We start from the raw sequence: 23,844 nt of genomic DNA, 5'->3' as shown, positions 1-23,844 counted from the left end.
CCGCTCAACCCATGAACTTCACGAACACCAGTTCCGGGTCGCCCGGGTCGAGGTTTTCGATTGTCCCGCTGTGTTGATAGCCCAGCTGTGCCAGGAGTTGGCGCATCGGCAGGTTGGAGGTGTTGGTGGATGTGAACACCTTCTGCGCCGAGGCGACTCGCTCCAGGTGCGTCATCAGCTGGCGGCCGACACCGGTGCGCCTGGATGCATCTGAAACGACCACTAGGGGAATGAAGTACTCACCGAAAAAGCTTCGGTCCAGGCAACCATAACCCAAGGGGGTGGCGGCGTCGTTCGCTTTGCAGGCAATCCAGCACTCACGTGCGCCGATGGCCTGCGCAAGCTGCTCGCGGCGGCGTTCATCGTTGCGTGCAACAGCGTCAATGCCTGTCAGGTGGTGGATGTCCTCTGCCAGGGCCTGCCTGATGGATAGGCTCATGGTCTCGCCTTGTCGGTTTGATGCCGCGAAGTGTACTTCAGGGACAGTGAATCCATAAAAGTCGCGATATACGCAACTTGGCGCTACAGTGCCGAATAGTCCCGTCATGGTCTGAACAAGGAAGTTTGCGATGATAGCGAAGTTGATGGTCACCGTTGGTATCGTGTTTTACGCCGTCGTGGTACCGATCCTCGAAATCAATGATACCCACGTCTTCAATCAGGCCTGGGAGCCACACGCGCGCCTGCATGAAACCTGGCAGCTCTTCACCAATACCGCCATTGGTGCGTACAGCGTCTGGCTGGTGTGGGGGCGCGATAACCTGAGGCTGGCGAGCCTGCTGACCCTGTTCGTCACCGGCGGGTTCCTGATGGCGTACTGGCTGCGCGATGGCTACGGCGGCTCGATGGTACTCACAGACGGTTCGGAGAAGATGATCCTGGGCGTCAACCTTGGTCTTTTTGCCTACGCGCTGGCCATTCTGCTGGCGGGGCTTGCGGTCGCCCTCGAGCGGCGCAGGCCCGATAAGTCGCTGGAGGCTGACCAGCGCTAAGCCGATGACCAAGGGGGGGATGAAGGGGCGCGTCACCCCGCCTGCCGTTCCCGCCGCAGCGTATGCCACAACAGGGCGGCCGACAGCAGGCCGGGCATCATGAAGATGTACACGAGCTGCGGGAACTTGTGAGTGAAGCCGGCCAGCACGCCGCCCCATATCAGCGTGACTGCCACCCCGCAGATCAGCAGGCGGCGGTTGGGTACCGCGGGTATTTCAGCCATCGACAGCAGGTAGATCTTCCAGCACGACCAGAGGCCGAACAACGAAATCGACATCAGGCCCATGGCTATGGGTATCGCGAACAGCGGTTGCTCACTGATGACCAACATCGGGAAGAAAAAACCGATGCACCCGGCAATGAACAGCAGCGTCAGGGGCATCAGGCCCAGTACGGCAGCCAGGGTGAGGCCCATTCGAAAGGTGGTGAGTTTGTCCATACAGCTACCTGCGACAACGAAGAGAAAACACTGCAGCCCACGCACTGTGCCATGGCCATGGGCATTTTCAAGGACGCGAAAAACGCGATGTAGACGCTCTGGGCAGTGCGCAAGGGGCCAATTCATGCATGATGGCTGATTGATGTCAATATTGCCTCCCTGCTGCGCCTTTAAAATCGAGGCACATATCGATAGGCGTTGCGTGCCGGGGAGTTGTGGCAATGTTTGGTGGAAAGTGGCGAGAACAGGTCAACGCACAGGCGCGTGAGTTGCAGGAGCTGAAGCAGCAGAATCTGGCGCTCCAGCAGGAAAACCAGCAACTGACCGATTTGCTGGCGCAAACCCAGGGTGAGCAGGCCGAGCTCAATGCCTACAGCCGTTACCAATGTGATCTGCACAGCAAGATGGGCATGTTCGACGAGTCGATGAAGCAGACCCGTGATGGGGTGGTCAGCCAGGCCGAAACCCTGCGCGGGGAGGTCGACCACCTCAAGGCCAACAGCGGCGTGTTCAGCGAGACGTCCGAACTGCTTTCGTCGTTCTCCACCTCGCTCACGCACATGGCCGGTCAAGGCGTGAGCAGTGTCGAGAGCGTGACCCACCTGCAGGCGCGGGTCAGCGAAATCAGCAGCATCGTGGGCTTGATCAAGGCCATTTCAGACCAGACCAACCTGCTGGCACTCAACGCCGCCATCGAGGCGGCGCGGGCCGGTGAGCAGGGGCGCGGGTTTGCGGTGGTGGCCGACGAGGTACGGGCCCTGGCCCAGCGCACCCACCAGGCCACCCAGGACATCAGTGTGCTGGTGGACGCCATCAATGTCGATACCACGGCGGCGAGCAACTCGATCGGCAACCTCTCCAATGAAGCCACGCGCCTGGCTGGCGACGTGTCGACCTCGGCGCAGACCCTGGACGAAATGGTGGTGATGGGTGACCACATGACCACCCTGATCGAGAACATGGCGCTCAGTTCGTTCTGCGAGGCGGTCAAGCTCGACCACCTGTTGTTCAAGCTGATGGTGTACCTGCGCCTGTTCAATCAGGACCCGAACCTTGAGCTGTCGGACCACAAGCATTGCCGCCTGGGCAAGTGGTACCTGATGCCGGAAACCCAGCAGATCTACCAGCACGACCGGGCATTCGCCCAGCTCGACGACCCCCACCGTATCTGCCACGAATCGGCCAGCCATGCGCTGCACCAGGCGCAGCACAAGGACTGGAGCGCGGTGGTGGCCTCGCTGGACAGCATGGAGACCGCCAGCCTCAAGGTGAACCAGGTGCTGCAGGCGCTCGCCCATCGCGGCGACTGATCGACAGTTGCAGGCACCGGCGCGAGGGAGCAAAAGTGGTAGGATCCGTGCGATCGGATCGGGTAAAGGGAGTGCTGCATGGTTGGGGAGCTGGATGAGCGCGACGTCGCGCGTCGTTTCTGCGTTGTCTGTGCAGTCATCATTGCGGCGGTTGGTCTCTGTGCTTCCCTGTACTGCCTGTTGAGCCCGGCCAGCATGTTCCCCTCGCTGGGCCCGGTGCTGGCGATCTTCGCGCTGGCACTGACCAACCTGCTGTGCCTGCCACTGGTGTTTGCCTATTGGCTGTTGGCGTTCCGGCCTGATGGTGCTCGGGTGTTGCTGATCGTGCAGGGCATCGCAATGGCGGCATTTGTGCTGTGGTACAGCGTGGTTTGACTGCAACTGTGCTGCAATGCAAAACGCAAACGTCCGGCACATGGCCGGACGTTTGCGTAGTGGCAGGCGACTTAACGGTGGCGGTGCTTGCGCTTGTGCTTGCTGGCGCTGTGCCTGTTGTCATCTGCCAGATGATTGCCCACCGCGCCCCCGGCCGCGCCGCCCAGGCCGGCGCCGACGGTCGAACCGGTGGAGCCGCCCAGCGCATTGCCGATCAGCGAGCCGCCAGCCGACCCCAGGCCACCGCCCACGGCGGCCTGGGTGCGGTTGCCCTTGCGCGCACCAGCCGCGCTACCTGCAGCGCCACCCAGCCCGGCACCGATGGCGGCGCCGGTGCTGCCGCCGATCTGCTGGCCAACGACATTGCCCAGTGCGCCGCCCAGCCCGCCACCGATGGCGGTGGTGCCGTCGCCGGCAGCGGCAGTCAGGGGCAGCAGGATACCCAGGGCGAGGGTAGGCAGGGTGAAACGCATGATGTGAACCTCAGGTACTTGATCTGCAAGATGATTTTTTGGTGCTGTTCAGACCGCGCGCTGAAGGTTTGGTTTCCGGTCGCGCCATTTAAAAACGTGGTGCGCCCTTGCGAGGCTTCGCGGGCCTCGGCGAAGATGGCCGATTGGCTTTTGCACAGTGAGGTTGATATGGCGCAGTACAAGACCGTTGGCGAGCTGGTGGCAGCCTTGTCGCGGCTTCCGCAGGATGCACGGGTGGTGGTTCAGGGTGGCCTGGGCCTGAAGGACATCAGCCTGTTCGGGGCAGGGCAGGTCCAGATCGAGTTCAAGGAGCAGATCATCGACTCCTCGCCGTCGTGGGTAGTGTTCGTCAAGCAGTGATTTCTGCAGGCTGTGCTAGCGTGTACAGATACGGCAATTAACTTGTACATAAAATTTTCCATGTGCAAGTATCGCCGCCCCCCCGCCCAAGGGCCTGCCAGGGAGTACCGCATGCGACCGCCACCTATCGCGCTGTGCAGGCTGCTGTTGCTGATCGGTGTGCTGGCCTGCGGTTACGCCCAGGCGGGGTGGCGGGCCGACCTGCCGGATGCGCGTCTGGTAGGCAGTGCTGAATTCAGGACCTGGGGCCTGGATATCTATACGGCGCGATTGTGGGCCCCCGGTGCACGCTTGAACGAGGGCGATGGCTTCGCCCTCGAGATCACCTACCGGCGCGCGGTCAGTCGCGAGCGGTTGGTCAAGGTCAGCCTCGAGGAGATCCAGCGTCTGTCTGCCACCCCGCTGACGGCAGCGCAACGGGACCAGTGGCAGGCGCAGATGCAGCAGGCGTTCGTGGATGTCGAGGCGGGTATGCGCATCACGGGCGTGTACGTTCCCGGGCTTGGCTGTCGCTTCTATGTGGGGGAGCGCCTGCAGCACGAAGTGCGTGACCAGGCATTCGCCCGTGCGTTCTTCGCCATCTGGCTGGACCCTCGCAGCCGCTACCCCGACTTGCGTCGGCAACTCCTTGGAGCCTCCCCATGAAAGCCTGGTACCTGTTGGTGTTCCTGCTGTTGGCCGGCTGCGGCAATGTTGATGTCGAGGCTTACCGCAACCAGTCACCGGCGTTCGACCTGCGTCAGTACTTCAACGGCCGCGTCGACGGCTGGGGCATCGTGCAGAAGCGTTCCGGCGAGGTCATCAAGCGTTTTCACGTGCTGATCGAAGGGCGCAGCGAAGGCGATAACGTGGTGCTGAACGAGCACTTCACCTACAGCGACGGCACCCGGCAGCAACGCACCTGGACCATTCGCCCGGACGGCCCAGGACGTTGGCGCGGCACGGCCGGGGATGTGGTGGAAGAGGCGCGCGGGCAGAACGCCGGTTTCGCCTTGCGCTGGCAGTACGTGCTCGACGTACCGGTGGACGGCAAGACCTGGGCCATCCGCTTCGACGACTGGATGTACCTGCTGGACGAGAACACCCTGGCCAACCGCTCCTACATGACCAAGTTCGGCATCGAAGTCGGGCAGGTCACCTTGTTCTTTCGCAAGCAGGTGCAGTAGGCCGGCCGAGACGGTGCAGTACCGGCAGCAGCAAGGCCCACACGGCGGTAAGCACCAGCAGGCTCGGCCAGGTGCCCAATGGCAGCCTGGCACCGGCAAGCTGCACACCGCCCCAGTAGGACAACGGGCCGCCCACCGCGCCCAGCAGGCTGGCCCGCCACCAGGGGTTGGCGGTCCAGTGCAGGCTGTGGCGCAAGGTGCAGGCGAACACCGGCCACAGCAACAGCAGCCAGAACGGCGGCAGCCAACGATGACCGCCAAACTCGAACACCCCAAGCGCCAGCAGCAGGCTGTCGGTCAGCCAGCCGCACAGGCTGACGGCGACGATCAGGCGCACCTCGCCGGGCCTGGCCAGGCAGCTCAGGTGCGTCACCAGGCAGGCCACTGCCACTGCCAGCAAGGCGGGGTGGCGAGCACCCAGCACGCAGGCGAACCAGCCAAGCTGAAACAGCAGCGCATTGCCCAGCACCGCTGCCCAATGCGCTGTCCGCCGGTTCAGCCTGGTTGCCCCAGCAGCGGTGCGGGCCGTGCGCCGGCCTTGGCCAGCAACAGCTGGGCGGTGCCGATGGCACGCTCCAGAAAGCCCCCCTCGCAGTAGCACAGGTAGAACTCCCACAAGCGGTAGAACGTGTCGTCATAACCCAACGCCTGCAACGGCTGGCGCGCCTGCTGCAGGTTCTGGTGCCAGCAGCGCAGGGTGCGCGCATAGTGCAGGCCGAATTCCTCCATGTGGTGCAGGTTCAGATCGGTGTCGCGGCCCATCACCTGCAGCATCACCCCTACCGAAGGCAGGGCGCCGCCCGGAAAGATGTAGCGCTGGATGAAGTCGACCGAGCGGCACGCCTGTGCGTAGCGCTGTTCGCGGATGGTGATGCTCTGCAGCAGCATCAGGCCATCGGGCTTGAGCAGCCGCGCGCATTGCCTGAAGTAGCTGCTGAGGTAGCGATGGCCGACAGCTTCGATCATCTCGATGGAAACCAGCTTGTCGTACTGGCCCTGCAGGTCGCGGTAATCCTCCAGCAGCAGGGTGATGCGGTCCTGCAGGCCGGCTTCGTCGATGCGTCGACGGGCATAGGCGAACTGTTCGGCCGACACCGTGGTGGTGGTTACCCGGCAGCCGTGGTGGCGTGCCGCGTAAATGGCCAGGCCGCCCCAGCCGGTGCCGATCTCCAGCAGGTGATCGTCGCGGGTGAGGGCGAGCTTCTGGCAGATGCGCTGCAACTTGTAGTGCTGGGCCTGTTCCAGGGTATCGTCGGCCCCCTGAAACATGGCCGCCGAGTACATCATGCTCGGGTCCAGCAGGCGCTCGAACAGTTCGTTGCCCAGGTCGTAATGGGCGGCGATGTTGCGTCTGGCGCCGCGCCGGGTATTGCGGTTGAGCCAGTGCAGGCCATGCAGCAGCGGGCGCCCCAGGCGTGCCAGCCCGCCTTCCAGGCCGTCGAGTACCTCCAGGTTCGCCACCAGCACGCGGACCACGGCGGTGGGGTCCGGGCTGGTCCAGTAGCCGTGGACGTAGGCTTCGCCTGCGCCAATCGAGCCGTTGCTGGCCACCAGGCCCCATAGCGCGTCGTCCACTACCTGGACATGCCCTTGCAGGTTCGCGCCGGCGTCGCCGAAGTGGTGCACCACATTGGCTTCGATGACCACCAGTGCGCCGTGGCGCAGGCGTTCGAGCTGGCGCAGCACAGCGCGCCGCAGCAGCATCACGCCGATGCCGTTGCCGGCGGACGCGAAGCGTTTTGCCGGGATTGCCTCAGGGCTTTTCATGGGGGGTGTCCTTTGCGCTGTCGGGTGCATTGATCGGTTTGGCTCGCCGCCAGGTGCCCCGGGCGGCGAAGTGGTCGAACAGGCGATGACGCTTGAGCAGCAGGCGCAACGCCTGCCAATGGATGGCCAGCAGGGTCTTGGCGGTCATCCACGGGAAGCTCAGCAGGTGCCGGTGCAGGCTGCGTCGGTCCAACTCGATGCGCGCCAGGTTCAGCACGGCGCTGAACACCCGGGTGTGTGCCTGCCAGTCCTCCATGCGCACACGGATACGCGCTGCAGGTGTGCAGAAGTGCATGCGGTATTCCAGGTCGGCGGGCAGGAACGGTGACACATGAAACGCCTTGGCCACGCTGAAGTTCCACGGCCCCGGGCCGTCGGCGGGCAACACGTAGTGAAAGCGTTCGCGCCAGGGCGTGTTGGTGACCTCGCAGAGAATCGCAGCCAGACGCCCGTCACCTTCAAAGCAGTAGAAAAAGCTCACCGGGTTGAAGGCCAGGCCCCAGCTGCGGGGTTGGGTCAGTACGCACACCGGCCCTTGGGGGCGGTGGTGCAGCACCTGTTCGAGCAGGTCCAGCACGGCGCTCTTGAGGGGCGTGCCCTGGTGAGTGGCGGCTGGCAGATAGTCCCGCTCGTCGAAGGCAAAGGCGCTCCACCGGCCCCCGCCGGCCAGCCTCGACAGCGCTGGCAGCTGCGCCTGCTCGTCCAGGTCCAGGTACAGCAGGCCGATGCGGTAGGCAAAGCCGAAATCCCCCCTGGCGGGGCGGCGGTGGCTGACCCAGCCCTGGTAGAGCGCGCTGTTCACAACTGCTCACCAAATTGTGCGGCCACGCGCAGCGCGCTGACCACGCCGTCTTCATGAAAGCCGTTGCCCCAGTACGCGCCGCAGTAGTAGCTGTGCCGGGCACCGCACAGTTCGGCGTGACGCGCCTGGGCCCGTACCCCGGCAAGGCTGAACTGCGGGTGGGCATAGGTGTAGCGGCCAAGGACCTTGCCGGGGTCGATGGCGCCGGTCTGGTTGAGGCTCACGCAGAAGGTCTGCGGGGCATCGATGCCCTGCAGAATGTTCATGTTGTAGGTGACGGCGGCCGGCTGGGACTGCGAGCCGCCGAGGCGGTAGTTCCAGCTGGCCCAGGCCAAGGGGCGACGCGGCAGCAGGCGGGTGTCGGTGTGCAGGACCACGTCGTTGTCGGCATAGCGCAGCGCGCCAAGAATCTCGCGCTCGGCCTGGCTGGGATCATGCAGCATCAGCAGCGCCTGGTCGCTGTGGCAGGCGAACACCACCTTGTCGTAACGCTCCATGCCTGCTCGGCTGAACAGGCTGACACCGTCGGCATCGCGGGTCACGCCCAGTACAGGGCAGTTGAGGCGAATGCGTTCGGCAAACGGTGCGCACAGCGGGGCCAGGTAACTGCGCGAGCCGCCTTCCACTACCCGCCATTGCGGGCGGTCGTTGACCGACAGCAGCCCGTGGTGCTTGAAGAAGCGCACGAAAAACTGCAGCGGGAAGCCCAGCATCTGCGCCAGTGGCATCGACCAGATGGCGGCCCCCATCGGCACGATGTAGTGGTCGATGAAACGCTCGCCGTAGCCGTTCATGTACAGGTAGTCGCCCAGCGAAAGGGTGTCGTTGACTCGCTGCTGCTCCAGGTCGTTCAGGGCCTGGCGATTGAAGCGCAGGATGTCGTAGAGCATGCCCCAGAAGGGCGGCGACAACAGGTTGCGGCGCTGCGCGAAGAGGCTGTTGAGGGTGTTGCCGTTGTACTCGTGGGCGGTCCGCGGGTCGTGGACCGAAAAGCTCATTTCGGTAGGGCGCGAGGCGATGCCCAGCTGATCGAGCAGGCGGATGAAGTTGGGGTAGGTCCAGTCGTTGAACACGATGAACCCGGTATCCACCGCGTAGTGTCGCTCGCCAAGCTGCACGTCGACGGTATGGGTGTGCCCGCCAATCCGGTCACTGGACTCGTACAGCGTGATGGCGTGCTGGCGCTGCAGCAGGTGGGCGCAGGTAAGCCCGGCGATACCGCTGCCGATGATGGCTATCTTCATGGGTGGGGTTCCTGGCGCAGTGGCCGTGACAGGTGCTTGCCCAGTGCCAGTTGCAGGCTCACCGGCAGCAGCGCGACCAGGCGCAGGCCGGCGATGAACAGGAGCGGAAAGGCAATGGTGTACGGGCGCTTGTGCAGGCGCCGGGCAATATGGCGTGCGGCCTTTTCGGCGGGCCAGCACAGCGGCATGGGGAAGTCGTTGCGCCGGGTCAGCGGGGTGTCGACGAAGCCCGGGCTGACCAGCGTCACGGCAATGCCTTCGCGGGCCAGGTCGATGCGCAGCGATTCGAACAGGTAGCGCACCGCGGCCTTGGAGGCGCCATAGGCCCCGGCGCGTGGCAGCGCCAGAAAGGTCACGGCGCTGGCCACGGCCACCAGGTGCGGCTGTCGGCCCTGGCGCAGCAGGGGCAGGGCAGCCTCCACGCAGTGGCTGGCACTGAACAGGTTGGAAGCCACCACGCGCTCGACCATGGCGGCTTCGAAGGCTTCGCTGTCCAGGTACTCGCAGGTGCCGGCGTTGAGTATCACCTGGTCCAGGCCACCCCAGGCCTGGGCGATCTGCTGGGCTATCGCGCGCACCTGGTCACCTTCGCGAAGGTCGCCCGGTACCACCAGTACCTGGTCGGGGTAGCGCTGCGCCAATGCCTGCAAGGGCTGGACATTGCGCGCGCTGACCGCCAGGCGATGCCCCTGGGCCAGCAGCAGGGGGGCCAGTGCCGCACCAATGCCGCTGCTGGCGCCGGTCAGCCAGATGCGTCTCATGCCAGCCTCCGCTTGAGCCAGCCGATCACACTGCCCATCACCGGCAGGTGCTCGTACAGCAGCGCCCCGGCGTCGAAGTAGTCATGGTGCAGGTAGACCTTGTCGCGCCACATCAGGTGCGAGCAACCCTGTACCTGAACCGGGCGCCCACCGTTCAGGCGCGCATGCCGGTAGTGCAGGGTCCAGCGCAGGTAGCCCTTCCCGTCGTCGACCTGGTCATAACCGTGGAACTCGAAGCGCACCTGATCGACGTTGGCGTACAGCTGAGCGAAATAATCCTGCAGCGCGGCCATGCCGTGGATCTGATGCAGCGGGTCGCGGAACTGGACATCGTCGCTGTACAACTCGCGCAGCACACCCAGGTTGTGCGCGTCGATGGCGCAGAATCGCTCTGCAAAGCGTTTGAGATACTCGGACATTGCCTGCACCCATGACCATTGTGGTCATTTAGTTGTACACGTATTGTTATTTGTACAAGATATTTGCAGGTTAGAGGGAAATTTGTACAAGTCAATTCATCCCTGCAGATTTTGCTGCAGGGAGATGGACGCAGGGGCAGGGGCAAGGCGAGGGAGAACGCAGGACGCAGAAAGCAGAAAAGCGCCCCAAGGGGCGCTTTTCAGAAGATGGTGCGAGTGGCGGGACTCGAACCCGCAAGGCTCACGCCGGCAGATTTTAAGTCTGCTGTGTATACCAATTCCACCACACTCGCACGGATCATCCGGCTGCAAGGTCAGGCACAGGGTGTGTGCGACACTTTACCTTCCGGATCAAGGCGGCTTTATAACTCATCGTTATATTCGAGTCAACTCGCGCACCCGCTACTTTGCCATGTAACGCCGCAGCCAGCGACGGGGAATCAGCAGTGACACGATGGCCAGCGCCAGGGCGAAGCCACCGCAGGCCATCAGCGCCGCCAGGCCGTAGCGGTGCTCCAGCAGCCCGCCCAGCACTGCGCCGCCGAACATGCCGGACCACGGCACCAGTTGCACGCGCCAGCCCGGACGCCGCTCCCCCATCAGCCAGCGGCCCAGGCCGCGGCCAAAGCGCGACAGGGCGCCGGTTACATAGGTCAGCCCGATGGGCAGCCCGTTCACCTCTTCGACCGCCGCATTGAGCATGCCCATGGCGATGATCGCGCCCAGCAGCGCCGGCAACTGCGCCTGCGCGCCCCACAGGCCTGCCCCCAGCAGCAGTGCCGCCGACAGGGCGAGCAGCGGCCATGCGCGCTTGGCGCTCAGGCGGGCGATGATCACCCCCAGCGCGTTGCCGGCAATGAAGGCGCCGATCAGCAGGGCCAGGCGGGCCACCAGTGCCCAGTGCGCATCGCCCAGGGCGACGGCCATGCGCGTGGTGTTGCCGCTCATGAATGAAACGAAATCGCCGGTGGCGAGAAAGCCGATGGCGTCGGTCATGCCCGCCAGCACCGACAGGGCAGCGACGAAAAACAACCCGACGCGGCCCCGGCGCTTGTAGACGAGGGTAGTCAGCGGCCCGCGTTGGCCCTGTGGGCGCTCTGGCAGCATGGGCGTCTCCGGGGCTAGGGTTCGATGCGGTCGGCCACGCTGCGCAACTGGTCGATCGATGCCTGCAGCCCATTGATGCTGCGCTGCACTTCCAGGGCATCCTGCGGGTGGGCCGAGTGCTGCAGGTAGCGCGCATGCCCGGCCATTTCGCGCGCGATCTGCTCCAGATCGGCGGCGGTGTGCTCCAGGTCATCGTGAATGCCTTTCATCCTTGCATCTGTGGTCAACGTCCTTCCCCCGGTTGCGCTTGCACCTGTGGACTATAACAAGTTGCCCCCCGGCCCGGAACGATTTCCCCGGGCACTGCCCGGATAGCTGAGCACCCGTTGACACCGGGCAATCACTGCGCCACTGTTCCGCCAGTGATTTATCGTTCACGTCCTGCAGGTCGATACGACTGTTTCGAAATTACGGAATTGCAGAGGCACCCGGTTGTCTACCTTCTCATTGTCCTCACTGCGGTGCCTGCGGGTTTGCCATGGATTCTTCCCAGCGCTCTGACCTTCAAACCATGCACGCCAGCCGCTATGAGCAGTTGGTGCAGACCGTTGCGGACTACGCCATCTATATGCTCGACCTCGAGGGCCATGTGGTGTCGTGGAACCTGGGGGCCCAGCGCATCAAGGGCTACAACGCCGACGAGGTCATCGGTCGGCACTTCTCGATGTTCTTCACGCCGCAGGATTGCGCCGAAGGCCGGCCTGGCTGGTTGCTCAATCGTGCGCTGAGCACCGGCGGGGCACAGGACGAAGGCTGGCGCATGCGCAAGGACGGCACGCAGTTCTGGGCCCTGGCGGCACTGGATGTGATTCGGGACGAGCAGGGCGAGGTGGTCGGGCTGGCGAAAAACACCCGCGACATCACCGATCGTCGGGAAGCCGCATTACAGTTGGACGCCATGCGTGCGCAGCTGTTCCAGTCGCAGAAGCTGGAAGCCCTCGGCCAGCTTACCGGGGGCATGGCCCACGATTTCAACAATCTGCTCACGATCATCATCGGCTCGGCCAAGCTGGCCATGACCTCTCGCGACCCGCAGCGTACCGAGCGCCTGTTGCAGCATATCGTCGATGCCGGCGAACGCGGCAGCCAAGTGACCCAGCAGTTGCTCGGGTTTGCCCGGCGCAAGGTGCAAAGCACAAGCCGGGTCGATGTGGCGCAGTTGGTCCGGGCGAGCCAGGCGTTGCTGTCCCAGGCGCTGCCCAAGGGCATCGAATTGCTGGTGGATATCCAGGGCGAGGTGTCGGATATCGAGGTGGACAGCGGCCAGTTGCAGATGGTGCTGCTCAACCTGATCTTCAACGCCCGTGACGCCATGGATGCCGAGGGGCGCATCGAACTGGTTGCACGCAACCAGGTGCTGCAGGGGGAGTGGGACGGGCTGGTTGGCGATCATGTGCTCATCAGCGTGCGCGACCCCGGACGTGGTATCGATGCTGCGGTGTTGCCGCGCATTTTCGAACCGTTTTTCACCACCAAGAGTTTTGGCAAGGGAACCGGCCTGGGGTTGAGCCAGGCCTACGGTTTTGCCAAGCAGAGCAACGGTTGCATCAGGGTCGAGAGCGAAAGCGGTCGCGGCACCTGCATGACCCTGTGCCTGCCGGCATGGCAGCCACCCCAGCCCGACAACCTTCAAAGCGAGTGAACCTATCGTGGAGCAGCTCAAGCGTCTTGCTACAGGCATCGAAGGTCTGGACGACCTGCTCAAGGGCGGCCTTGTGGCCGGCTCGTCCTATATCGTCCAGGGTCGCCCGGGCTCGGGCAAGACCATCCTGGCCAACCAGTTGGCGTTCAACCATGTGGCCACGGGCGGGCGGGTGCTGGTGGCGACGCTGCTGAGCGAGTCCCATGAGCGTCTGTTCCAGTACCTGTCCACCCTGAGCTTTTTCGACCCTGCGCTGGTGGGCAACCAGCTGCAGTTCGTCAGTGCCTTCGATACCCTCGAAAGCGAGGGGCTGGAGGCGGTGGTCAAGCTGCTGCGCGGTGAAATCGGCCGCCAGGGCGCCTCCCTGCTGATTGTCGACGGCCTGCTCAATGCACGTTCACGCGCCGAAAACGTGCTCGACACCAAGAAGTTCATTTCAGAGCTGCAAGGCCATGCCGCGTTTGCCGGCTGCACCTTGCTGCTGCTTACCAGTTCGCGCCTGGATGACGGCAGCCCGGAACACACCATGGTCGATGGCGTCATCGAGCTGGGCGAGGACCTGTACGGCGCACGTTCGGTGCGACGCATCCAGTTGCGCAAGACCCGCGGCAGCGGGGCGCTGTCCGGGGTGCACGAATGCGAGATCACCGAGCAGGGGCTGAAGGTGTATCCGCGCCTTGAAGCACTCTACAGCCACCCCTCCAGCCCGGGCAGCGAGGTGTTGACCCGCGTCGGCACGGGCCTGGCCAGTCTCGATGGCTTGCTGGGCGGGGGCTTTCCCAGCGCTTCGGTCTCGCTGGCGATGGGGCCGTCGGGTATTGGCAAGACGTCCCTGGGGCTGAGTTTTCTGGCCGGTGCCACAGTGGCCGAGCCGGGCCTGCATTTCGGCTTCTACGAGACCCCGCAGCGCTTGCGCATCAAGGCCAGGGCCATCGGTATCGATCTGCCGGCACTGGAGAAAAGCGGGGCGGTGCACCTGGCCTGGCAGCCCACTACCGAAGGGTTGCTCGATGGCGTGGGCGCCCGTTTGCTCAGCCATGTACGCAAGCACCGCATCAAACGGGTGCTGATCGACAGCCTGGGCGCGTTTGCCCGGCTCGCCACCAACCAGGGGCGGCTCAACGAGTTCTTCCGTGCGCTGATGGGCGAGCTGCGTGCCGAGGATGTGACGGTGTTGGCGACCTGGGAGATGCGCGACCTGTTCGGCTCTGAAATCAACGCACCCGCGTCGGAGCTGTCGTCGATCGTCGACAACCTGTTCCTGATGCGTTTCGTCGAGCTGGACGCCGAGCTCAAACGCTTGCTGTCGATCCTCAAGGTGCGCGACAGTGAATACGATCCGGCCCTGCTGGAGCTGGTCATCCGTTCGACAGGCATCGAGCTCGACAAGGCGTTCGTTCAGGCGAGCGCGGTGATGTCGGGCACCGCTTCATCGGCGCAAGGGGCATGAAAGCCCTGGGCTGGCAGCCATGAGCACGATTCTGGTCGTGGACGACGAGTATGTAATCGCCGATATCCTGGGGTATGCCCTGGAGGATGCCGGCTACAAGGTCGAGAAGGCGCCCAATGGCAAGACGGCCCTGGACGTGCTGGAGAAGGTGCGAATCGACCTGGTCATCACCGACTACATGATGCCGATAATGAATGGCGAGGAGTTGGCCAAAGCGATTCGCAGCAATGCGCAGTTTGCGGACCTACCGGTCATTCTCATGAGCGGGGCCCAGGCAAGTATCGGCAAAGCCATACCTGACCTGTTTTCTGCAGTGTTCGACAAGCCGTTCGATACTGCCAGCATGGTGGCCAGGGTCAGGGCATTCATCGGTGTGGCGGAGGCCGGGCGGGATACGCCAGAGCTTCAGTGAACCGTGTTGCCGGGACCAAGCGCATCCGTGCGACTCGATTAGCCCTGGTTACTGGTGATCATCCCCCTTCTCCGGCGCCGGGCTGCCGGCTTGAATGCGCTTGTAAATCTCTTCACGGTGCACCTGGACATCTTTGGGTGCATCGATGCCGATCCTCACTTGCATCCCCTTGACCCCTAGAATGGTGACCTTGATGTCATCATTGATGACGATGCTTTCGCCAACTTTGCGGGTGAGTATCAGCATGTACTTCTCCTTGGTAACTTTGAATGCCTTGCAGGCGGTAGCTGCACAGGCCGGGTGTGCGCGGTGGCACAGCCGTCTTTCCCTTCATTAAAGACGCATTCGATGGAAATTAATTCCCCGAGCACAAGATTCTGTTGAGGTCTTTAGTCACAGGTTCCGATTGGGCAGATGGGCAATTACGCACAACCGGTATCGCCCATGGACGCAAGCATAGGGGGCTTCAACGCATATGGGAAATTTCTCTGCCTGATGGGGGATATGTCTTTTTTCTATGGAACGGCGGCGTTTAAAAAGTAGGGTTATTTAATGTGCTAGTTAATGATTTTCATTCGTATCGCATGCATTCAATGTCATGAGAAACCGTGCCAGGGCCACCTCGGCCAGCTCCATGCGCTGGCGCGCCCGTGGCCGTGGCAGCGCGTGGAGCTCGCCCAGCACGAAGCGCTCCAGCAGCGCCGGGTGCACATAGCTGCGCCGGCATACGGCGGGGGTATTGCCCAGTCGCGACGCCACCTGCTTGAGCATGGCCACGATCTGTCGGCGCGCTTCGGTTTCCGGTTGCCATTGCAGCTCACGCAGCAACTCCAGCGCCAGCGCGCTGCCGGCCCAGGTGCGATAGTCCTTGGCGGTGAAGTCGGCACCGGTCAATTGCTGCAGGTAGGCGTTCACGTCCGCCGAACCGACGGTGTGACATTGCCCCAGCGCGTCCTGCCACTGGAACAGGTCCTGGCCCGGCAGTTCCAGGCAGCGCTTGACGATGCGTGCCAGGCGCCGGTCCTTGAGGGTCACCTGGTGCTCGATGCCGCTCTTGCCGCGAAAGCGAAACCGTATTGCGCTGCCTTCGACCTGCACATGGCGAGTGCGCAGCGTGGTCAGCCCGTAGGAGCGGTTGTCGCGGGCATACTGACGGTTGCCCACGCGGATCAGCGTGTTGTCGAGCAGGCTGACCACCAGTGCCATGACCTTTTCGCGGTCCAGGCCGGGCCGCGCCAGGTGCTCGTCGAGTTGCTTGCGCAGCCGCGGCAGGCGTTTGGCGAAGGCCAGCATGCGGTCGTACTTGTGGCTGTCGCGCAGTTCGCGCCAGTCGGGGTGATAGCGGTACTGCTTGCGACCACGTGCGTCGCGTCCGGTGGCTTGCAGGTGGCCGCGCGGGTCGGCGCAGATCCATACATCGGTATAGGCCGGCGGTATGGCCAGCGCCTTGATGCGGGCCAGGGTATCCGGTGCGGTGATGCGCTGGCCGTGGGCGTCGAAATAGGCGAAGTGCTTGCGCAGCAGGCGCCGATGGAAACCGGGGCGGCTGTCATCCACGTAATGCAGGCCACTGGGCAAAGGGGGCAGGTCGACACTCATGCTGGGCGCTCGCGTAGGGGCTCTGACGATGGACAGCAGCCGTTCGCGCAAGTTAGCCCAGCAATGCCACCGATTTTATCTGCGCCCACAACTGCTGGCCTTCGTGCAGCCCCAACTGGTCGCTCGAGTAGCGCGTCACCCGCGCCAGCAGGGCTGTGCCATCGGCGTCCAGGCTCACCAGCATCTGCGCCGGGTTGTCACCGGCGCGCAGCGCGCACACGCGCACCGGCAGGCGGTTGAGAATGCTCGAACGGCTGTCGTCGGCCAGGCTCAGGCTCACGTCGCGTGCCTGGACCTTGACCCGCAGGCGCGCCCCCGGGGCCAGCGCCTCGTGGGTCAGGCGCAACCTGAGGTCGCTGCCCGGCAGTTTCAGGTCCAGCAACTGGTAGGCCGCGTCGTGGGCGTCCACCTCGCCCTCGATGACCACCCCGGCGTCCTCCTGCAGGGCCAGCGGCAGGTCCAGGCGGGCCAGGGTCTGGCTGATCGGCCCGCTGGCCTGCACCTTGCCCTGTTCGAGCAGCACCAGGTGATCGGCCAGGCGCGCCACTTCGTCCTGCGCATGGCTGACGTAGATCAGCGGGATCTGCAACTGGTCGTGCAGGCGCTCCAGGTACGGCAGGATCTCGCGTTTGCGCGGGCCGTCCAGGGCTGCCAGGGGTTCGTCCATCAGCAGCACCTTGGGGCTGGTGAGCAGCGCACGGGCGATCCCCACGCGCTGTCGTTCACCGCCCGACAGGGTGTCCGGCTTGCGCGCGAGCAGGTGGCTGATGCCCAGCAGCTCGCAGGCGTGCTCCAGGCCGACCTTGCGCTGGTGCTGGGCGATGCGTCGCCAGCCGAAGATCAGGTTGTTCTTCACGCTCAGGTGGGGGAACAGGCTGGCTTCCTGGAACACATAGCCGATGGGGCGCTGGTGGGGCGGCATGAAGTACTGGCGTGCGGAATCCTGCCAGACTTCGCCATTGACCTCGATGTAGGCCTGGTCGGCCCGCTCCAGGCCTGCCAGGCAGCGCAGGCAGGTGGTCTTGCCCGAGCCCGAATGGCCGAACAGGGCGCTGACACCGCGCCCGGGCAGTTGCAGGTCGACATCCAGCCGGAAATCGTCGAAGGCCACCTGCAACCGGGCCTGGATCAATGCACTCATCGGTCAGCTCCAGGCCGGCTTGCCGCGGCGGCTGGCGTACAGCGCCAGCAGCACCAGGAACGAGAACACCAGCATGGCGCCGGCCAGCCAGTGGGCCTGCATGTACTCCATGGCCTCGACATGGTCGAAGATCTGCACGGAAACCACACGGGTCTTGTCGGGAATATTGCCGCCGATCATCAGCACCACGCCGAACTCGCCGACGGTGTGGGCAAAGCCCAGGATGCTCGCGGTAATGAAGCCAGGGCGGGCCAGGGGCAGCACCACACTGAAAAAGCAGTCCCACGGGCTGGCGCGCAAGGTGGCAGCCACCTCCAGCGGGCGCTCGCCAATGGCGCTGAACGCGTTTTGCAGCGGTTGCACCACGAACGGCATCGAGTACACCACCGACCCGATCACCAGGCCTGTGAAACTGAACACCACGGTGCCCAGGCCCAGCGCCTGGGTGGCCTGGCCAAGCCAGCCGTGGGGGCCCAGGGCGATCAGCAGATAGAAGCCGATCACCGTGGGCGGCAACACCAGGGGCAGGGCCACGATCGCCCCGATCGGCCCGCGCAGCCAGGAGCGCGTGCGCGCCAGCCACCAGGCGATCGGGGTGCCGATCAGCAGCAGGATCAGGGTAGTCAGCGACGCCAGCTTGAACGTCAGCCAGATGGCGCCCAGGTCGCTGGCGTCCAGTGGCATCAGAGTTCGTAGCCGAACGACTTGATCACTTCAGCGGCCTTGGGGCCCTTGAGGTAATCGACCAGCGCCTTGGCGGCGGCGTTGTCCTTGCCCTTGTTGAGAATCACAGCGTCCTGCTTGATCGGGTCGTGCAGGTTGGCCGGCACGATCCAGGCCGAGCCGTTGCTGACCTTGCCGTCCTTGTAGATCTGCGACAGCGCCACGAAGCCCAGCTCGGCGTTGCCGGTGGAAACGAACTGGAACGCCTGGGTGATGTTCTGGCCTTCGACCAGCTTGCCCTTGGTGGCCTCGGCCAGGTTCAGCTTGGCCAGTACCTGCGTGGCGGCCAGGCCGTAGGGCGCGGCCTTGGGGTTGGCGATGGACAGGTGCTTGTAGTCGTTTTTCTTCAGGACTTCGCCCTTGTCATCCACATAGCCCGCTTTGGGCGACCACAGCGCGAGGGTGCCGATGGCGTAGGTAAAGCGCGAGCCCTTGACGGTTTCGCCTTCGTTCTCGAGTTTTTCGGGGGTGGTGTCGTCGGCCGACAGGAACACCTCGAAGGGCGCGCCATTCTTGATCTGCGCGTAGAACTGCCCGGTAGCGCCGAAGGAGGCGACCAGCTTGTGGCCGGTGTCCTTTTCGAAATCCTTGGCAATAGCCTGGATGGGCGCGGTGAAGTTGGCCGCGACGGCCACCTGGACTTCATCGGCCCAGGCGCTGTTGAGGGTCAGCATGCCGAATACGGCGGTCAGGGCAAAACGAGGGGCGCGCATTCTCATCAAACAGCTCCATGTGCATGAGGTAATCGTTATGCATTGGAATATATAGCGATTGCCCGACAAACGGAAAGATCTGTTTTACCGTGACATCAATGCCAGCGCCTTTTCTGCCAGTTGGCGCGTCAGTTCGGCTGCCGGCAGGGCTTGGCCAAGGCGCAGCGCCTGGCCGGCCCACAGGTTGCTGAAATCGCTGTTGCCCTGCGGCTCGCTGATGGCGCGAAGGGGCATCAAGGCGCCGCCGGCCAGGGGGAAGGCAGGGGCCAGGGGGCTCATCGGGCCCAACTCACGCATGATGCGGGTATTGATGCCGCGTGCCGGGCGCCCGGTAAACAGGTTGGTGAGCGCGGTATCGCTGGCCTGTGCGCTGTGCAGTGCCTGGCGATGCGCGGCCGACACCTTGGCCTCGGGGCAGAACAGGTAGGCGGTGCCCACCTGAACGGCCGAGGCGCCCAGTGCGAAGGCCGCCACAACACCGCGGGCATCGCCGATGCCGCCAGCCGCGATCACCGGAACCTTGACCGCATCGGCCACCTGGGGCACCAGCGCCAGGGTGCCGATCTGGGTGGTGAGGTCATCGCTCAGGAACATGCCGCGGTGCCCACCTGCTTCATAGCCCATGGCGATGATCGCGTCGCAGCCATGGGCTTCGAGCCAGCGTGCTTCCTCGACCGTGGTGGCACTGGACAGTACCTTGGCCCCGCTGGCCTTGACCCGCGCCAGCAGCTCGGGCGCAGGCAGGCCGAAGTGAAAGCTCACCACTGCAGGCTTGCAGTCTTCCACCAAGGCACAGCCCGCTTCGTCGAAGGGCGCGCGATTGGAGACCGGGGTGGTGGCGCCGAAGTCGGCACCCACTTCTTCGTAGTACGGCTTGAGTGCCTGCTTCCAGCGGATTGCACGTTCGCCATCGGTGGCGGGTGGCCGATGGCAGAAGAAATTGAGGTTGAGCGGGCCGCGACTGGCCTGGCTGAAGGTCGCGATCTCCTGGCGTATCTGCTCGGGGGTGAGCATCGCGCATGGCAGCGAGCCCAGCCCCCCGGCGTTACTGACCGCGATGGCCATGGCCGACCCCGTGGCGCCCGCCATCGGTGCCTGGATGATGGGCAACTCGATACCGAGCAGGTCGAGGATACGTGGGTCCGGCCATTGGCTCATCGCGGGGCTCCTTGTGTGGGCGTGGGTTACAGCGCCTTGCTTACCTTGATGTCGGTGATCTTGCTGAAGTCTTCGCCGTGCAGTTTGCGCAAGGCTTCCTCGACCTGCTGTGGCGCCGTGCTGCTGAGCACGGCGAAGTCGAAACGACGCTCGCCGTCGAGGTTGTACTTGATGACGTACTTGATGTTTTCGCTCATGGGGTTATCTCAGCTTCGACGACGAACGGCGGATGATCTTGATCGTGTGGGTGAAGGTCGGCTTGCTTACCGCCGACAGGGCACGCGGGCCGACGGTGTCGATGGTGATGTTCCAGAAGCCGTCGCTGGGCACGGTGATCTTCGCCGGGAAGTCGACGAAGGCGCCGCCGTGATAGGTATGCCGGCCGCCATTCTTGAAGCTGCGGAAGTTGGCATCGTTCATCAGGCGGATATTGCAGCGCTGGGAGCAGTGGATGACGACGATGTCGTCTTCATTGAGGTGCTCGCGCTGGTGTACGAATTTCATGTCGCTCTCCGCAAGGGATCTTTTGGCAAATCAAAACGATAGCACGATGTCGGGTTACACTGTGGGGCTGAGTGCCAAGGCCAGAGATAAAACTGCCAATCCAGGGAGCAAATCGGCCTGGCCATGGTCCAACGGTTTTTTATGGAGGGGTACCGATGAAATGGGTTGTACCAGCGCTGGCAGTTGCGCTGACCGGTTGTGCCAATGTAGCCGAAATCGAACAGAGCCCCGAGACCATGAGCGTGATCTCGGGCAAGTCGCCACGCGAGTTTGCCACCTGCGTTCAGCAAAAACTGGCTGATAGCCGTGGCCCGCTGACCATCGAGGAGCGGGGTAGCGGCCTGCGCGTGGTGGTTCCGCAGAAGCTCTCGGACAAGTCCCCGGCTGCAGTGCTGGAGATCAGCGAGCGCTCGAGTGGCAGCGCGGTCAAGTTGCATGAGCGGTTGAGCAATTTTCCCCTGCGCCCGGGGGATGTCAAAGCGGCTGTGAGCGTGTGCATCTCCAAGTGATTGCGTGAGCCGCGTTTAAACGATTCAGTGGTTGTCCCTGCATTTTTCTGTGCCTGCCCGCGTTGTAGCGCTGGCCGGATAGGCCTAGTATCGGTAGGCTTATATTTTATAAGTCTAAGCTTATAACAAGAAAAATGGAGTCCGTGATGATCCCACTGGATCGAATCCTGATAGGCAGCCTGCTGTTGCTTTCAATGCAAGCCGCCACTGCCGCCGATGGCCAGAAGATATTCACCCAGGGAGGGGAGAACCCCTCTGCCATGGCCTGCATGAGCTGCCATGGCCCCGATGGCCTGGGCATGGCCGCCGCCGGCTTCCCACGCCTGGCTGGCCTGCCGGCCGCCTATGTGAGCAAACAGCTCAAGGACTTTCGTGACGGCAGCCGCAAGCAGCCGATCATGGAGCCGCTGGCCAAGGCCCTGAGCGACGCCGAGATCAGCGCCATCAGCGCCACGCTGGCGGCAATGCCGGTGGCGCCCACCCCTGATACCCGTCGCCAGCAGATGGCAACCGACCCGGTCGAGTCGCTGGCGCTTTACGGCGACTGGAGCCGAGGCATCCCCGGGTGCGTGCAATGTCACGGGCCGGGTGGTGTGGGGGTAGGCGAGCACTTTCCGCCATTGGCCCACCAGCCTGCCAGCTACCTGGCCGGGCAACTTGACGCATGGCGCGACGGCCGGCGCAGCAACGACCCTAACAAGTTGATGGTCGGTGTCGCCAAGGCCCTGACCGATACCGAGGTCAAGGCGCTGGCTGAATACTTTGCCACCCGCGCCAGCCAGGAGGCCGCCCAATGAATCGCTTGCTACTCACTACCCTGACCCTGTTCATGGGCGGCGTTCAGGCGGCCCCGATCGCCATGGAAGACCAGTCGCAACTGAAAGTGGCGCCGGCCAGCACGCCGGCCAGCTTCAAGCCCCCCGCCGAAAGCGAGTTGCCCGACAACGCCTTCGGCAAGATGGTGCGCGACGGCTATGCGCTGTTCGTCGACACCAAGCGCCTGGCCCCCGAGTATGTGGGCAACGGCCTGAACTGCAGCAACTGCCACCTGGATCAGGGACGGCTGGCGCATTCGGCGCCGCTGTGGGGGGCTTACCCGATGTACCCTGCCTATCGCAAGAAAAACGACAAGGTCAACACCTTTGCCGAGCGTATCCAGGGCTGCTTCCAGTTCAGCATGAACGGCAAGCCGCCGGCGGCCGACAGCCCCGAGATGACGGCGTTGTCGGTGTATGCCTACTGGCTGGCGAGCAAGGCACCGATCGGCGTCGAGACACCGGGGCGTGGCTACCCGGAGGTCGACAAGCCTGCGCAGGGCTATGACATCAAGCGCGGTGCCCAGGTGTATCAGCAGCAGTGCGCCATCTGCCACGGCGACAGCGGCCAGGGCCAGAAGGTGGCCAAGGACTATGTGATGCCACCGCTGTGGGGCAAGGACTCCTACAACTGGGGTGCCGGCATGCACCGCATCAACACGGCGGCCTCGTTCATCAAGCACAACATGCCGCTGGGCAAGCCAGGCACGCTGACCGACCAGCAGGCCTGGGACGTGGCGGCCTTCATCAACGCGCATGAGCGCCCTCAGGACCCGCGCCTGGTCGAAGGCTCGGTGGAAAAAACCCGGCTCAAGTTCCACGCCAATGACGGCGTCAACCTCTATGGCCAGAAGGTCGACGGGGTGCTGATCGGGCAGGGCACAGGCGGCTAGAACGCTCGCCCATCCGCGTATCCACGCCTGCCTGCGGGCCTGGATACGCGGATTATTTGCAACCTGCGGGAACTATCTACACTGAGTTTTTCTCTATCATTCATTCGGCCGGGCCACGGGGGCATTGTAAGCGCATCGCCGCCTGATTAGACTGCGCCGAATTTCGTACTGCACAGCCCCTTGTTAAGGACGTTTATGATCAAGAAATGCTTGTTCCCGGCAGCCGGTTACGGCACCCGCTTCCTGCCAGCAACCAAAGCCATGCCAAAGGAAATGCTGCCAGTGGTGAACAAGCCACTGATCCAGTACGGCGTTGAAGAAGCGCTGGACGCTGGGTTGAACGAAATCTCCATTGTCACCGGCCGCGGCAAGCGCGCTCTGGAAGACCATTTCGACATCAGCTACGAGCTGGAAAACCAGATCAAGGGCACCGACAAGGAAAAGTACCTGGTCGGTATTCGTCGCCTGCTCGACGAGTGCTCGTTCTCCTACACCCGCCAGACCGAAATGAAAGGCCTGGGCCACGCGATCCTGACCGGTCGCCCGCTGATCGGTGACGAGCCGTTTGCCGTGGTGCTGGCCGACGACCTGTGCGTCAACCTCGACGGTGACGGCGTGCTCAAGCAGATGGTCAAGCTGTACAAGCAGTACCGCTGCACCATCGTTGCGATCATGGAAGTCGACCCGCAGGAAACCAGCAAGTACGGTGTGATCGCCGGCGACCTGATCGGCGACGACCTGTACCGTGTACGCAACATGGTCGAGAAGCCAAAGCCGGAAGACGCCCCGTCGAACCTGGCGATCATCGGCCGCTACATCATGACCCCGGACATCTTCAAGCTGATCGAAGAGACCGAGCCGGGCAAGGGCGGTGAAATCCAGATCACCGACGCCCTGATGAAGCAGGCCCAGGACGGCTGCGTGATTGCCTACAAGTTCAAGGGCAAGCGTTTCGACTGCGGTGGCGCCGAGGGTTACATCGACGCGACCAACTTCTGCTTCGAAAATTTCTACAAGACTGGCAAGGCCTACTGAGTTCACTCGGTCGGTTGCGTCACAAAGCCACCTT

General features: G+C 63.6%; 32 protein-coding genes, 1 tRNA gene and 1 pseudogene. 14 read left to right on the top strand and 20 right to left on the bottom strand.

The features are described from left to right. Window positions 1-4: 4 nt before the first annotated feature. Window positions 5-439 carry a GNAT family N-acetyltransferase gene (locus tag DN387_RS09145; protein WP_054914291.1) on the bottom strand — a complete coding sequence of 145 codons (435 nt, stop codon included), beginning with the start codon at window positions 437-439 and terminating at the stop codon, window positions 5-7. A gap of 130 nt (window positions 440-569) precedes the next feature. On the opposite strand from DN387_RS09145, the gene DN387_RS09140 reads away from it, so the two are divergent. After that, window positions 570-992 (top strand): hypothetical protein, encoded by a 423-nt coding sequence (locus tag DN387_RS09140; RefSeq protein ID WP_043861713.1) that lies wholly within the window; start codon window positions 570-572, stop codon window positions 990-992. Window positions 993-1,024: 32 nt separating this feature from the next. Here the strand turns inward: DN387_RS09140 and DN387_RS09135 are convergent, their stop codons facing one another. Continuing rightward, window positions 1,025-1,432 (bottom strand): hypothetical protein, encoded by a 408-nt coding sequence (locus DN387_RS09135; RefSeq protein ID WP_054914292.1) that lies wholly within the window; start codon window positions 1,430-1,432, stop codon window positions 1,025-1,027. Window positions 1,433-1,653: 221 nt separating this feature from the next. On the opposite strand from DN387_RS09135, the pseudogene DN387_RS26040 reads away from it, so the two are divergent. The 3 genes and pseudogenes from DN387_RS26040 to DN387_RS09120 all read left to right on the top strand — a co-directional run. After that, a pseudogene (locus tag DN387_RS26040) lies at window positions 1,654-2,394 on the top strand (methyl-accepting chemotaxis protein); the annotation flags it as partial. Beyond that, the gene (locus DN387_RS09125; RefSeq protein WP_321141387.1) at window positions 2,371-2,742 is read left to right on the top strand and encodes a CZB domain-containing protein; all 372 of its coding nucleotides are present in this window, start codon (window positions 2,371-2,373) and stop codon (window positions 2,740-2,742) included. The pseudogene DN387_RS26040 and the gene DN387_RS09125, both read left to right, overlap by 24 nt. A gap of 78 nt (window positions 2,743-2,820) precedes the next feature. Then, complete coding sequence (locus DN387_RS09120) at window positions 2,821-3,117, top strand: hypothetical protein (RefSeq protein ID WP_043861715.1); 297 nt, start codon at window positions 2,821-2,823, stop codon at window positions 3,115-3,117. A gap of 71 nt (window positions 3,118-3,188) precedes the next feature. Here DN387_RS09120 and DN387_RS09115 read toward each other — a convergent pair whose 3' ends face one another. Next, entirely contained in the window at window positions 3,189-3,590 is a 402-nt protein-coding gene (locus tag DN387_RS09115) for a glycine zipper domain-containing protein (protein ID WP_054914293.1), read from the bottom strand. Between the two features lie 168 nt (window positions 3,591-3,758). Between DN387_RS09115 and DN387_RS09110 the strand changes: the two genes are divergently transcribed. From DN387_RS09110 to DN387_RS09100, 3 genes are all read left to right on the top strand, one after another. Then, window positions 3,759-3,950 carry a hypothetical protein gene (locus tag DN387_RS09110; RefSeq protein WP_043861717.1) on the top strand — a complete coding sequence of 64 codons (192 nt, stop codon included), beginning with the start codon at window positions 3,759-3,761 and terminating at the stop codon, window positions 3,948-3,950. 111 nt (window positions 3,951-4,061) lie between these two features. Beyond that, window positions 4,062-4,595 (top strand): chalcone isomerase family protein, encoded by a 534-nt coding sequence (locus DN387_RS09105; protein WP_054914294.1) that lies wholly within the window; start codon window positions 4,062-4,064, stop codon window positions 4,593-4,595. Next, a complete protein-coding gene (locus DN387_RS09100; protein ID WP_054914295.1) occupies window positions 4,592-5,116 on the top strand; it encodes a DUF3833 domain-containing protein in 525 nt (174 codons plus the stop codon). The genes DN387_RS09105 and DN387_RS09100 overlap by 4 nt, the downstream gene beginning before the upstream one ends. Here DN387_RS09100 and DN387_RS09095 read toward each other — a convergent pair. The 9 genes from DN387_RS09095 to DN387_RS09055 form a co-directional block, all read right to left on the bottom strand. Then, window positions 5,085-5,585 (bottom strand): DUF2878 domain-containing protein, encoded by a 501-nt coding sequence (locus DN387_RS09095; RefSeq protein WP_054914296.1) that lies wholly within the window; start codon window positions 5,583-5,585, stop codon window positions 5,085-5,087. The genes DN387_RS09100 and DN387_RS09095 overlap by 32 nt on opposite strands. Window positions 5,586-5,611: 26 nt before the next feature. Then, window positions 5,612-6,883 carry a cyclopropane-fatty-acyl-phospholipid synthase family protein gene (locus tag DN387_RS09090; RefSeq protein WP_054914297.1) on the bottom strand — a complete coding sequence of 424 codons (1,272 nt, stop codon included), beginning with the start codon at window positions 6,881-6,883 and terminating at the stop codon, window positions 5,612-5,614. Then, window positions 6,870-7,685 carry a DUF1365 domain-containing protein gene (locus DN387_RS09085; RefSeq protein WP_054914298.1) on the bottom strand — a complete coding sequence of 272 codons (816 nt, stop codon included), beginning with the start codon at window positions 7,683-7,685 and terminating at the stop codon, window positions 6,870-6,872. Before DN387_RS09085 ends, DN387_RS09090 begins: the two co-directional genes overlap by 14 nt. After that, on the bottom strand, window positions 7,682-8,929 hold the full coding sequence (locus DN387_RS09080; RefSeq protein WP_054914299.1) for an NAD(P)/FAD-dependent oxidoreductase: 1,248 nt from the start codon (window positions 8,927-8,929) through the stop codon (window positions 7,682-7,684). Before DN387_RS09080 ends, DN387_RS09085 begins: the two co-directional genes overlap by 4 nt. Next, complete coding sequence (locus tag DN387_RS09075) at window positions 8,926-9,690, bottom strand: SDR family oxidoreductase (protein ID WP_043861724.1); 765 nt, start codon at window positions 9,688-9,690, stop codon at window positions 8,926-8,928. The genes DN387_RS09080 and DN387_RS09075 overlap by 4 nt, the downstream gene beginning before the upstream one ends. Next, window positions 9,687-10,109, bottom strand: a complete 423-nt coding sequence (locus tag DN387_RS09070; RefSeq protein WP_043861725.1) for a nuclear transport factor 2 family protein — start codon at window positions 10,107-10,109, stop codon at window positions 9,687-9,689. The genes DN387_RS09075 and DN387_RS09070 overlap by 4 nt, the downstream gene beginning before the upstream one ends. Window positions 10,110-10,317: 208 nt before the next feature. Beyond that, window positions 10,318-10,402, bottom strand: a tRNA-Leu gene (locus tag DN387_RS09065). A 109-nt stretch (window positions 10,403-10,511) separates the two neighbouring features. Then, a complete protein-coding gene (locus DN387_RS09060; RefSeq protein ID WP_043861726.1) occupies window positions 10,512-11,216 on the bottom strand; it encodes a YoaK family protein in 705 nt (234 codons plus the stop codon). Between the two features lie 14 nt (window positions 11,217-11,230). Continuing rightward, the gene (locus DN387_RS09055) at window positions 11,231-11,425 is read right to left on the bottom strand and encodes a hypothetical protein (RefSeq protein ID WP_043861727.1); all 195 of its coding nucleotides are present in this window, start codon (window positions 11,423-11,425) and stop codon (window positions 11,231-11,233) included. 269 nt (window positions 11,426-11,694) lie between these two features. On the opposite strand from DN387_RS09055, the gene DN387_RS09050 reads away from it, so the two are divergent. Genes DN387_RS09050 through DN387_RS09040 form a run of 3 tightly spaced genes read left to right on the top strand, consistent with a single transcriptional unit; the run spans window position 11,695 to window position 14,720 of the window. Continuing rightward, the gene (locus DN387_RS09050; protein WP_254506047.1) at window positions 11,695-12,858 is read left to right on the top strand and encodes a nitrogen regulation protein NR(II); all 1,164 of its coding nucleotides are present in this window, start codon (window positions 11,695-11,697) and stop codon (window positions 12,856-12,858) included. Window positions 12,859-12,862: 4 nt separating this feature from the next. Then, window positions 12,863-14,308 carry an ATPase domain-containing protein gene (locus DN387_RS09045; RefSeq protein ID WP_043861729.1) on the top strand — a complete coding sequence of 482 codons (1,446 nt, stop codon included), beginning with the start codon at window positions 12,863-12,865 and terminating at the stop codon, window positions 14,306-14,308. Between the two features lie 19 nt (window positions 14,309-14,327). Beyond that, the gene (locus tag DN387_RS09040; protein WP_054914301.1) at window positions 14,328-14,720 is read left to right on the top strand and encodes a response regulator; all 393 of its coding nucleotides are present in this window, start codon (window positions 14,328-14,330) and stop codon (window positions 14,718-14,720) included. Window positions 14,721-14,768: 48 nt separating this feature from the next. Here DN387_RS09040 and csrA read toward each other — a convergent pair whose 3' ends face one another. The 8 genes from csrA to DN387_RS09000 all read right to left on the bottom strand — a co-directional run bounded on the left by csrA (window position 14,769) and on the right by DN387_RS09000 (window position 20,558). After that, window positions 14,769-14,966 (bottom strand): carbon storage regulator CsrA, encoded by a 198-nt coding sequence (csrA, locus tag DN387_RS09035; protein ID WP_043861731.1) that lies wholly within the window; start codon window positions 14,964-14,966, stop codon window positions 14,769-14,771. A gap of 315 nt (window positions 14,967-15,281) precedes the next feature. Continuing rightward, window positions 15,282-16,319, bottom strand: a complete 1,038-nt coding sequence (locus DN387_RS09030) for a DNA topoisomerase IB (RefSeq protein ID WP_054914302.1) — start codon at window positions 16,317-16,319, stop codon at window positions 15,282-15,284. 52 nt (window positions 16,320-16,371) lie between these two features. Next, window positions 16,372-17,460 carry a molybdenum ABC transporter ATP-binding protein gene (gene modC / locus DN387_RS09025; protein WP_054914303.1) on the bottom strand — a complete coding sequence of 363 codons (1,089 nt, stop codon included), beginning with the start codon at window positions 17,458-17,460 and terminating at the stop codon, window positions 16,372-16,374. Window positions 17,461-17,463: 3 nt separating this feature from the next. Continuing rightward, window positions 17,464-18,144: a molybdate ABC transporter permease subunit gene (modB, locus tag DN387_RS09020; protein ID WP_054914304.1), complete on the bottom strand. Its 681-nt coding sequence runs from the start codon at window positions 18,142-18,144 to the stop codon at window positions 17,464-17,466. Next, window positions 18,144-18,902, bottom strand: coding sequence for a molybdate ABC transporter substrate-binding protein (gene modA / locus DN387_RS09015; RefSeq protein ID WP_054914305.1), 759 nt, complete (start codon window positions 18,900-18,902; stop codon window positions 18,144-18,146). The genes modB and modA overlap by 1 nt, the downstream gene beginning before the upstream one ends. 78 nt (window positions 18,903-18,980) lie before the next feature. After that, window positions 18,981-20,054, bottom strand: a complete 1,074-nt coding sequence (locus tag DN387_RS09010; protein ID WP_054914306.1) for a nitronate monooxygenase family protein — start codon at window positions 20,052-20,054, stop codon at window positions 18,981-18,983. 26 nt (window positions 20,055-20,080) lie between these two features. Then, on the bottom strand, window positions 20,081-20,251 hold the full coding sequence (locus DN387_RS09005) for a hypothetical protein (protein ID WP_088514404.1): 171 nt from the start codon (window positions 20,249-20,251) through the stop codon (window positions 20,081-20,083). Window positions 20,252-20,255: 4 nt separating this feature from the next. After that, on the bottom strand, window positions 20,256-20,558 hold the full coding sequence (locus tag DN387_RS09000) for a DUF1883 domain-containing protein (RefSeq protein ID WP_043861737.1): 303 nt from the start codon (window positions 20,556-20,558) through the stop codon (window positions 20,256-20,258). 155 nt (window positions 20,559-20,713) lie between these two features. Between DN387_RS09000 and DN387_RS08995 the strand changes: the two genes are divergently transcribed. The 4 genes from DN387_RS08995 to galU all read left to right on the top strand — a co-directional run bounded on the left by DN387_RS08995 (window position 20,714) and on the right by galU (window position 23,810). Further along, entirely contained in the window at window positions 20,714-21,067 is a 354-nt protein-coding gene (locus tag DN387_RS08995; RefSeq protein WP_043861738.1) for a hypothetical protein, read from the top strand. 146 nt (window positions 21,068-21,213) lie between these two features. Further along, the gene (locus DN387_RS08990) at window positions 21,214-21,864 is read left to right on the top strand and encodes a cytochrome c (RefSeq protein WP_054914307.1); all 651 of its coding nucleotides are present in this window, start codon (window positions 21,214-21,216) and stop codon (window positions 21,862-21,864) included. Continuing rightward, window positions 21,861-22,775, top strand: coding sequence for a c-type cytochrome (locus tag DN387_RS08985; protein WP_043861740.1), 915 nt, complete (start codon window positions 21,861-21,863; stop codon window positions 22,773-22,775). The genes DN387_RS08990 and DN387_RS08985 overlap by 4 nt, the downstream gene beginning before the upstream one ends. Before the next feature lie 195 nt (window positions 22,776-22,970). Further along, window positions 22,971-23,810 (top strand): UTP--glucose-1-phosphate uridylyltransferase GalU, encoded by an 840-nt coding sequence (gene galU / locus DN387_RS08980; protein WP_043861741.1) that lies wholly within the window; start codon window positions 22,971-22,973, stop codon window positions 23,808-23,810. Window positions 23,811-23,844 lie beyond the last annotated feature (34 nt).

It is taken from the genome of Pseudomonas sp. FBF18, assembly GCF_024261405.1.
GTDB classification, from domain to species: Bacteria; Pseudomonadota; Gammaproteobacteria; order Pseudomonadales; family Pseudomonadaceae; genus Aquipseudomonas; species Aquipseudomonas palmensis.
The sequence above is the reverse complement of the archived record's forward strand: the minus strand, read 5'-3'. Positions and strand labels throughout refer to the sequence as shown.

Bases quoted from the DNA above. Each gene is read 5' to 3' on its own strand.
- DN387_RS09145 (WP_054914291.1), bottom strand. From the start codon at position 439: ATGAGCCTATCCATCAGGCAGGCCCTGGCAGAGGACATCCACCACCTG.
- DN387_RS09140 (WP_043861713.1), top strand. From the start codon at position 570: ATGATAGCGAAGTTGATGGTCACCGTTGGTATCGTGTTTTACGCCGTC.
- DN387_RS09135 (WP_054914292.1), bottom strand. From the start codon at position 1,432: ATGGACAAACTCACCACCTTTCGAATGGGCCTCACCCTGGCTGCCGTA.
- DN387_RS09125 (WP_321141387.1), top strand. From the start codon at position 2,371: ATGACCACCCTGATCGAGAACATGGCGCTCAGTTCGTTCTGCGAGGCG.
- DN387_RS09120 (WP_043861715.1), top strand. From the start codon at position 2,821: ATGGTTGGGGAGCTGGATGAGCGCGACGTCGCGCGTCGTTTCTGCGTT.
- DN387_RS09115 (WP_054914293.1), bottom strand. From the start codon at position 3,590: ATGCGTTTCACCCTGCCTACCCTCGCCCTGGGTATCCTGCTGCCCCTG.
- DN387_RS09110 (WP_043861717.1), top strand. From the start codon at position 3,759: ATGGCGCAGTACAAGACCGTTGGCGAGCTGGTGGCAGCCTTGTCGCGG.
- DN387_RS09105 (WP_054914294.1), top strand. From the start codon at position 4,062: ATGCGACCGCCACCTATCGCGCTGTGCAGGCTGCTGTTGCTGATCGGT.
- DN387_RS09100 (WP_054914295.1), top strand. From the start codon at position 4,592: ATGAAAGCCTGGTACCTGTTGGTGTTCCTGCTGTTGGCCGGCTGCGGC.
- DN387_RS09090 (WP_054914297.1), bottom strand. From the start codon at position 6,883: ATGAAAAGCCCTGAGGCAATCCCGGCAAAACGCTTCGCGTCCGCCGGC.
- DN387_RS09080 (WP_054914299.1), bottom strand. From the start codon at position 8,929: ATGAAGATAGCCATCATCGGCAGCGGTATCGCCGGGCTTACCTGCGCC.
- DN387_RS09075 (WP_043861724.1), bottom strand. From the start codon at position 9,690: ATGAGACGCATCTGGCTGACCGGCGCCAGCAGCGGCATTGGTGCGGCA.
- DN387_RS09070 (WP_043861725.1), bottom strand. From the start codon at position 10,109: ATGTCCGAGTATCTCAAACGCTTTGCAGAGCGATTCTGCGCCATCGAC.
- DN387_RS09060 (WP_043861726.1), bottom strand. From the start codon at position 11,216: ATGCTGCCAGAGCGCCCACAGGGCCAACGCGGGCCGCTGACTACCCTC.
- DN387_RS09055 (WP_043861727.1), bottom strand. From the start codon at position 11,425: ATGAAAGGCATTCACGATGACCTGGAGCACACCGCCGCCGATCTGGAG.
- DN387_RS09050 (WP_254506047.1), top strand. From the start codon at position 11,695: ATGGATTCTTCCCAGCGCTCTGACCTTCAAACCATGCACGCCAGCCGC.
- DN387_RS09040 (WP_054914301.1), top strand. From the start codon at position 14,328: ATGAGCACGATTCTGGTCGTGGACGACGAGTATGTAATCGCCGATATC.
- csrA (WP_043861731.1), bottom strand. From the start codon at position 14,966: ATGCTGATACTCACCCGCAAAGTTGGCGAAAGCATCGTCATCAATGAT.
- DN387_RS09030 (WP_054914302.1), bottom strand. From the start codon at position 16,319: ATGAGTGTCGACCTGCCCCCTTTGCCCAGTGGCCTGCATTACGTGGAT.
- modC (WP_054914303.1), bottom strand. From the start codon at position 17,460: ATGAGTGCATTGATCCAGGCCCGGTTGCAGGTGGCCTTCGACGATTTC.
- modB (WP_054914304.1), bottom strand. From the start codon at position 18,144: ATGCCACTGGACGCCAGCGACCTGGGCGCCATCTGGCTGACGTTCAAG.
- modA (WP_054914305.1), bottom strand. From the start codon at position 18,902: ATGAGAATGCGCGCCCCTCGTTTTGCCCTGACCGCCGTATTCGGCATG.
- DN387_RS09010 (WP_054914306.1), bottom strand. From the start codon at position 20,054: ATGAGCCAATGGCCGGACCCACGTATCCTCGACCTGCTCGGTATCGAG.
- DN387_RS09005 (WP_088514404.1), bottom strand. From the start codon at position 20,251: ATGAGCGAAAACATCAAGTACGTCATCAAGTACAACCTCGACGGCGAG.
- DN387_RS09000 (WP_043861737.1), bottom strand. From the start codon at position 20,558: ATGAAATTCGTACACCAGCGCGAGCACCTCAATGAAGACGACATCGTC.
- DN387_RS08995 (WP_043861738.1), top strand. From the start codon at position 20,714: ATGAAATGGGTTGTACCAGCGCTGGCAGTTGCGCTGACCGGTTGTGCC.
- DN387_RS08990 (WP_054914307.1), top strand. From the start codon at position 21,214: ATGATCCCACTGGATCGAATCCTGATAGGCAGCCTGCTGTTGCTTTCA.
- DN387_RS08985 (WP_043861740.1), top strand. From the start codon at position 21,861: ATGAATCGCTTGCTACTCACTACCCTGACCCTGTTCATGGGCGGCGTT.
- galU (WP_043861741.1), top strand. From the start codon at position 22,971: ATGATCAAGAAATGCTTGTTCCCGGCAGCCGGTTACGGCACCCGCTTC.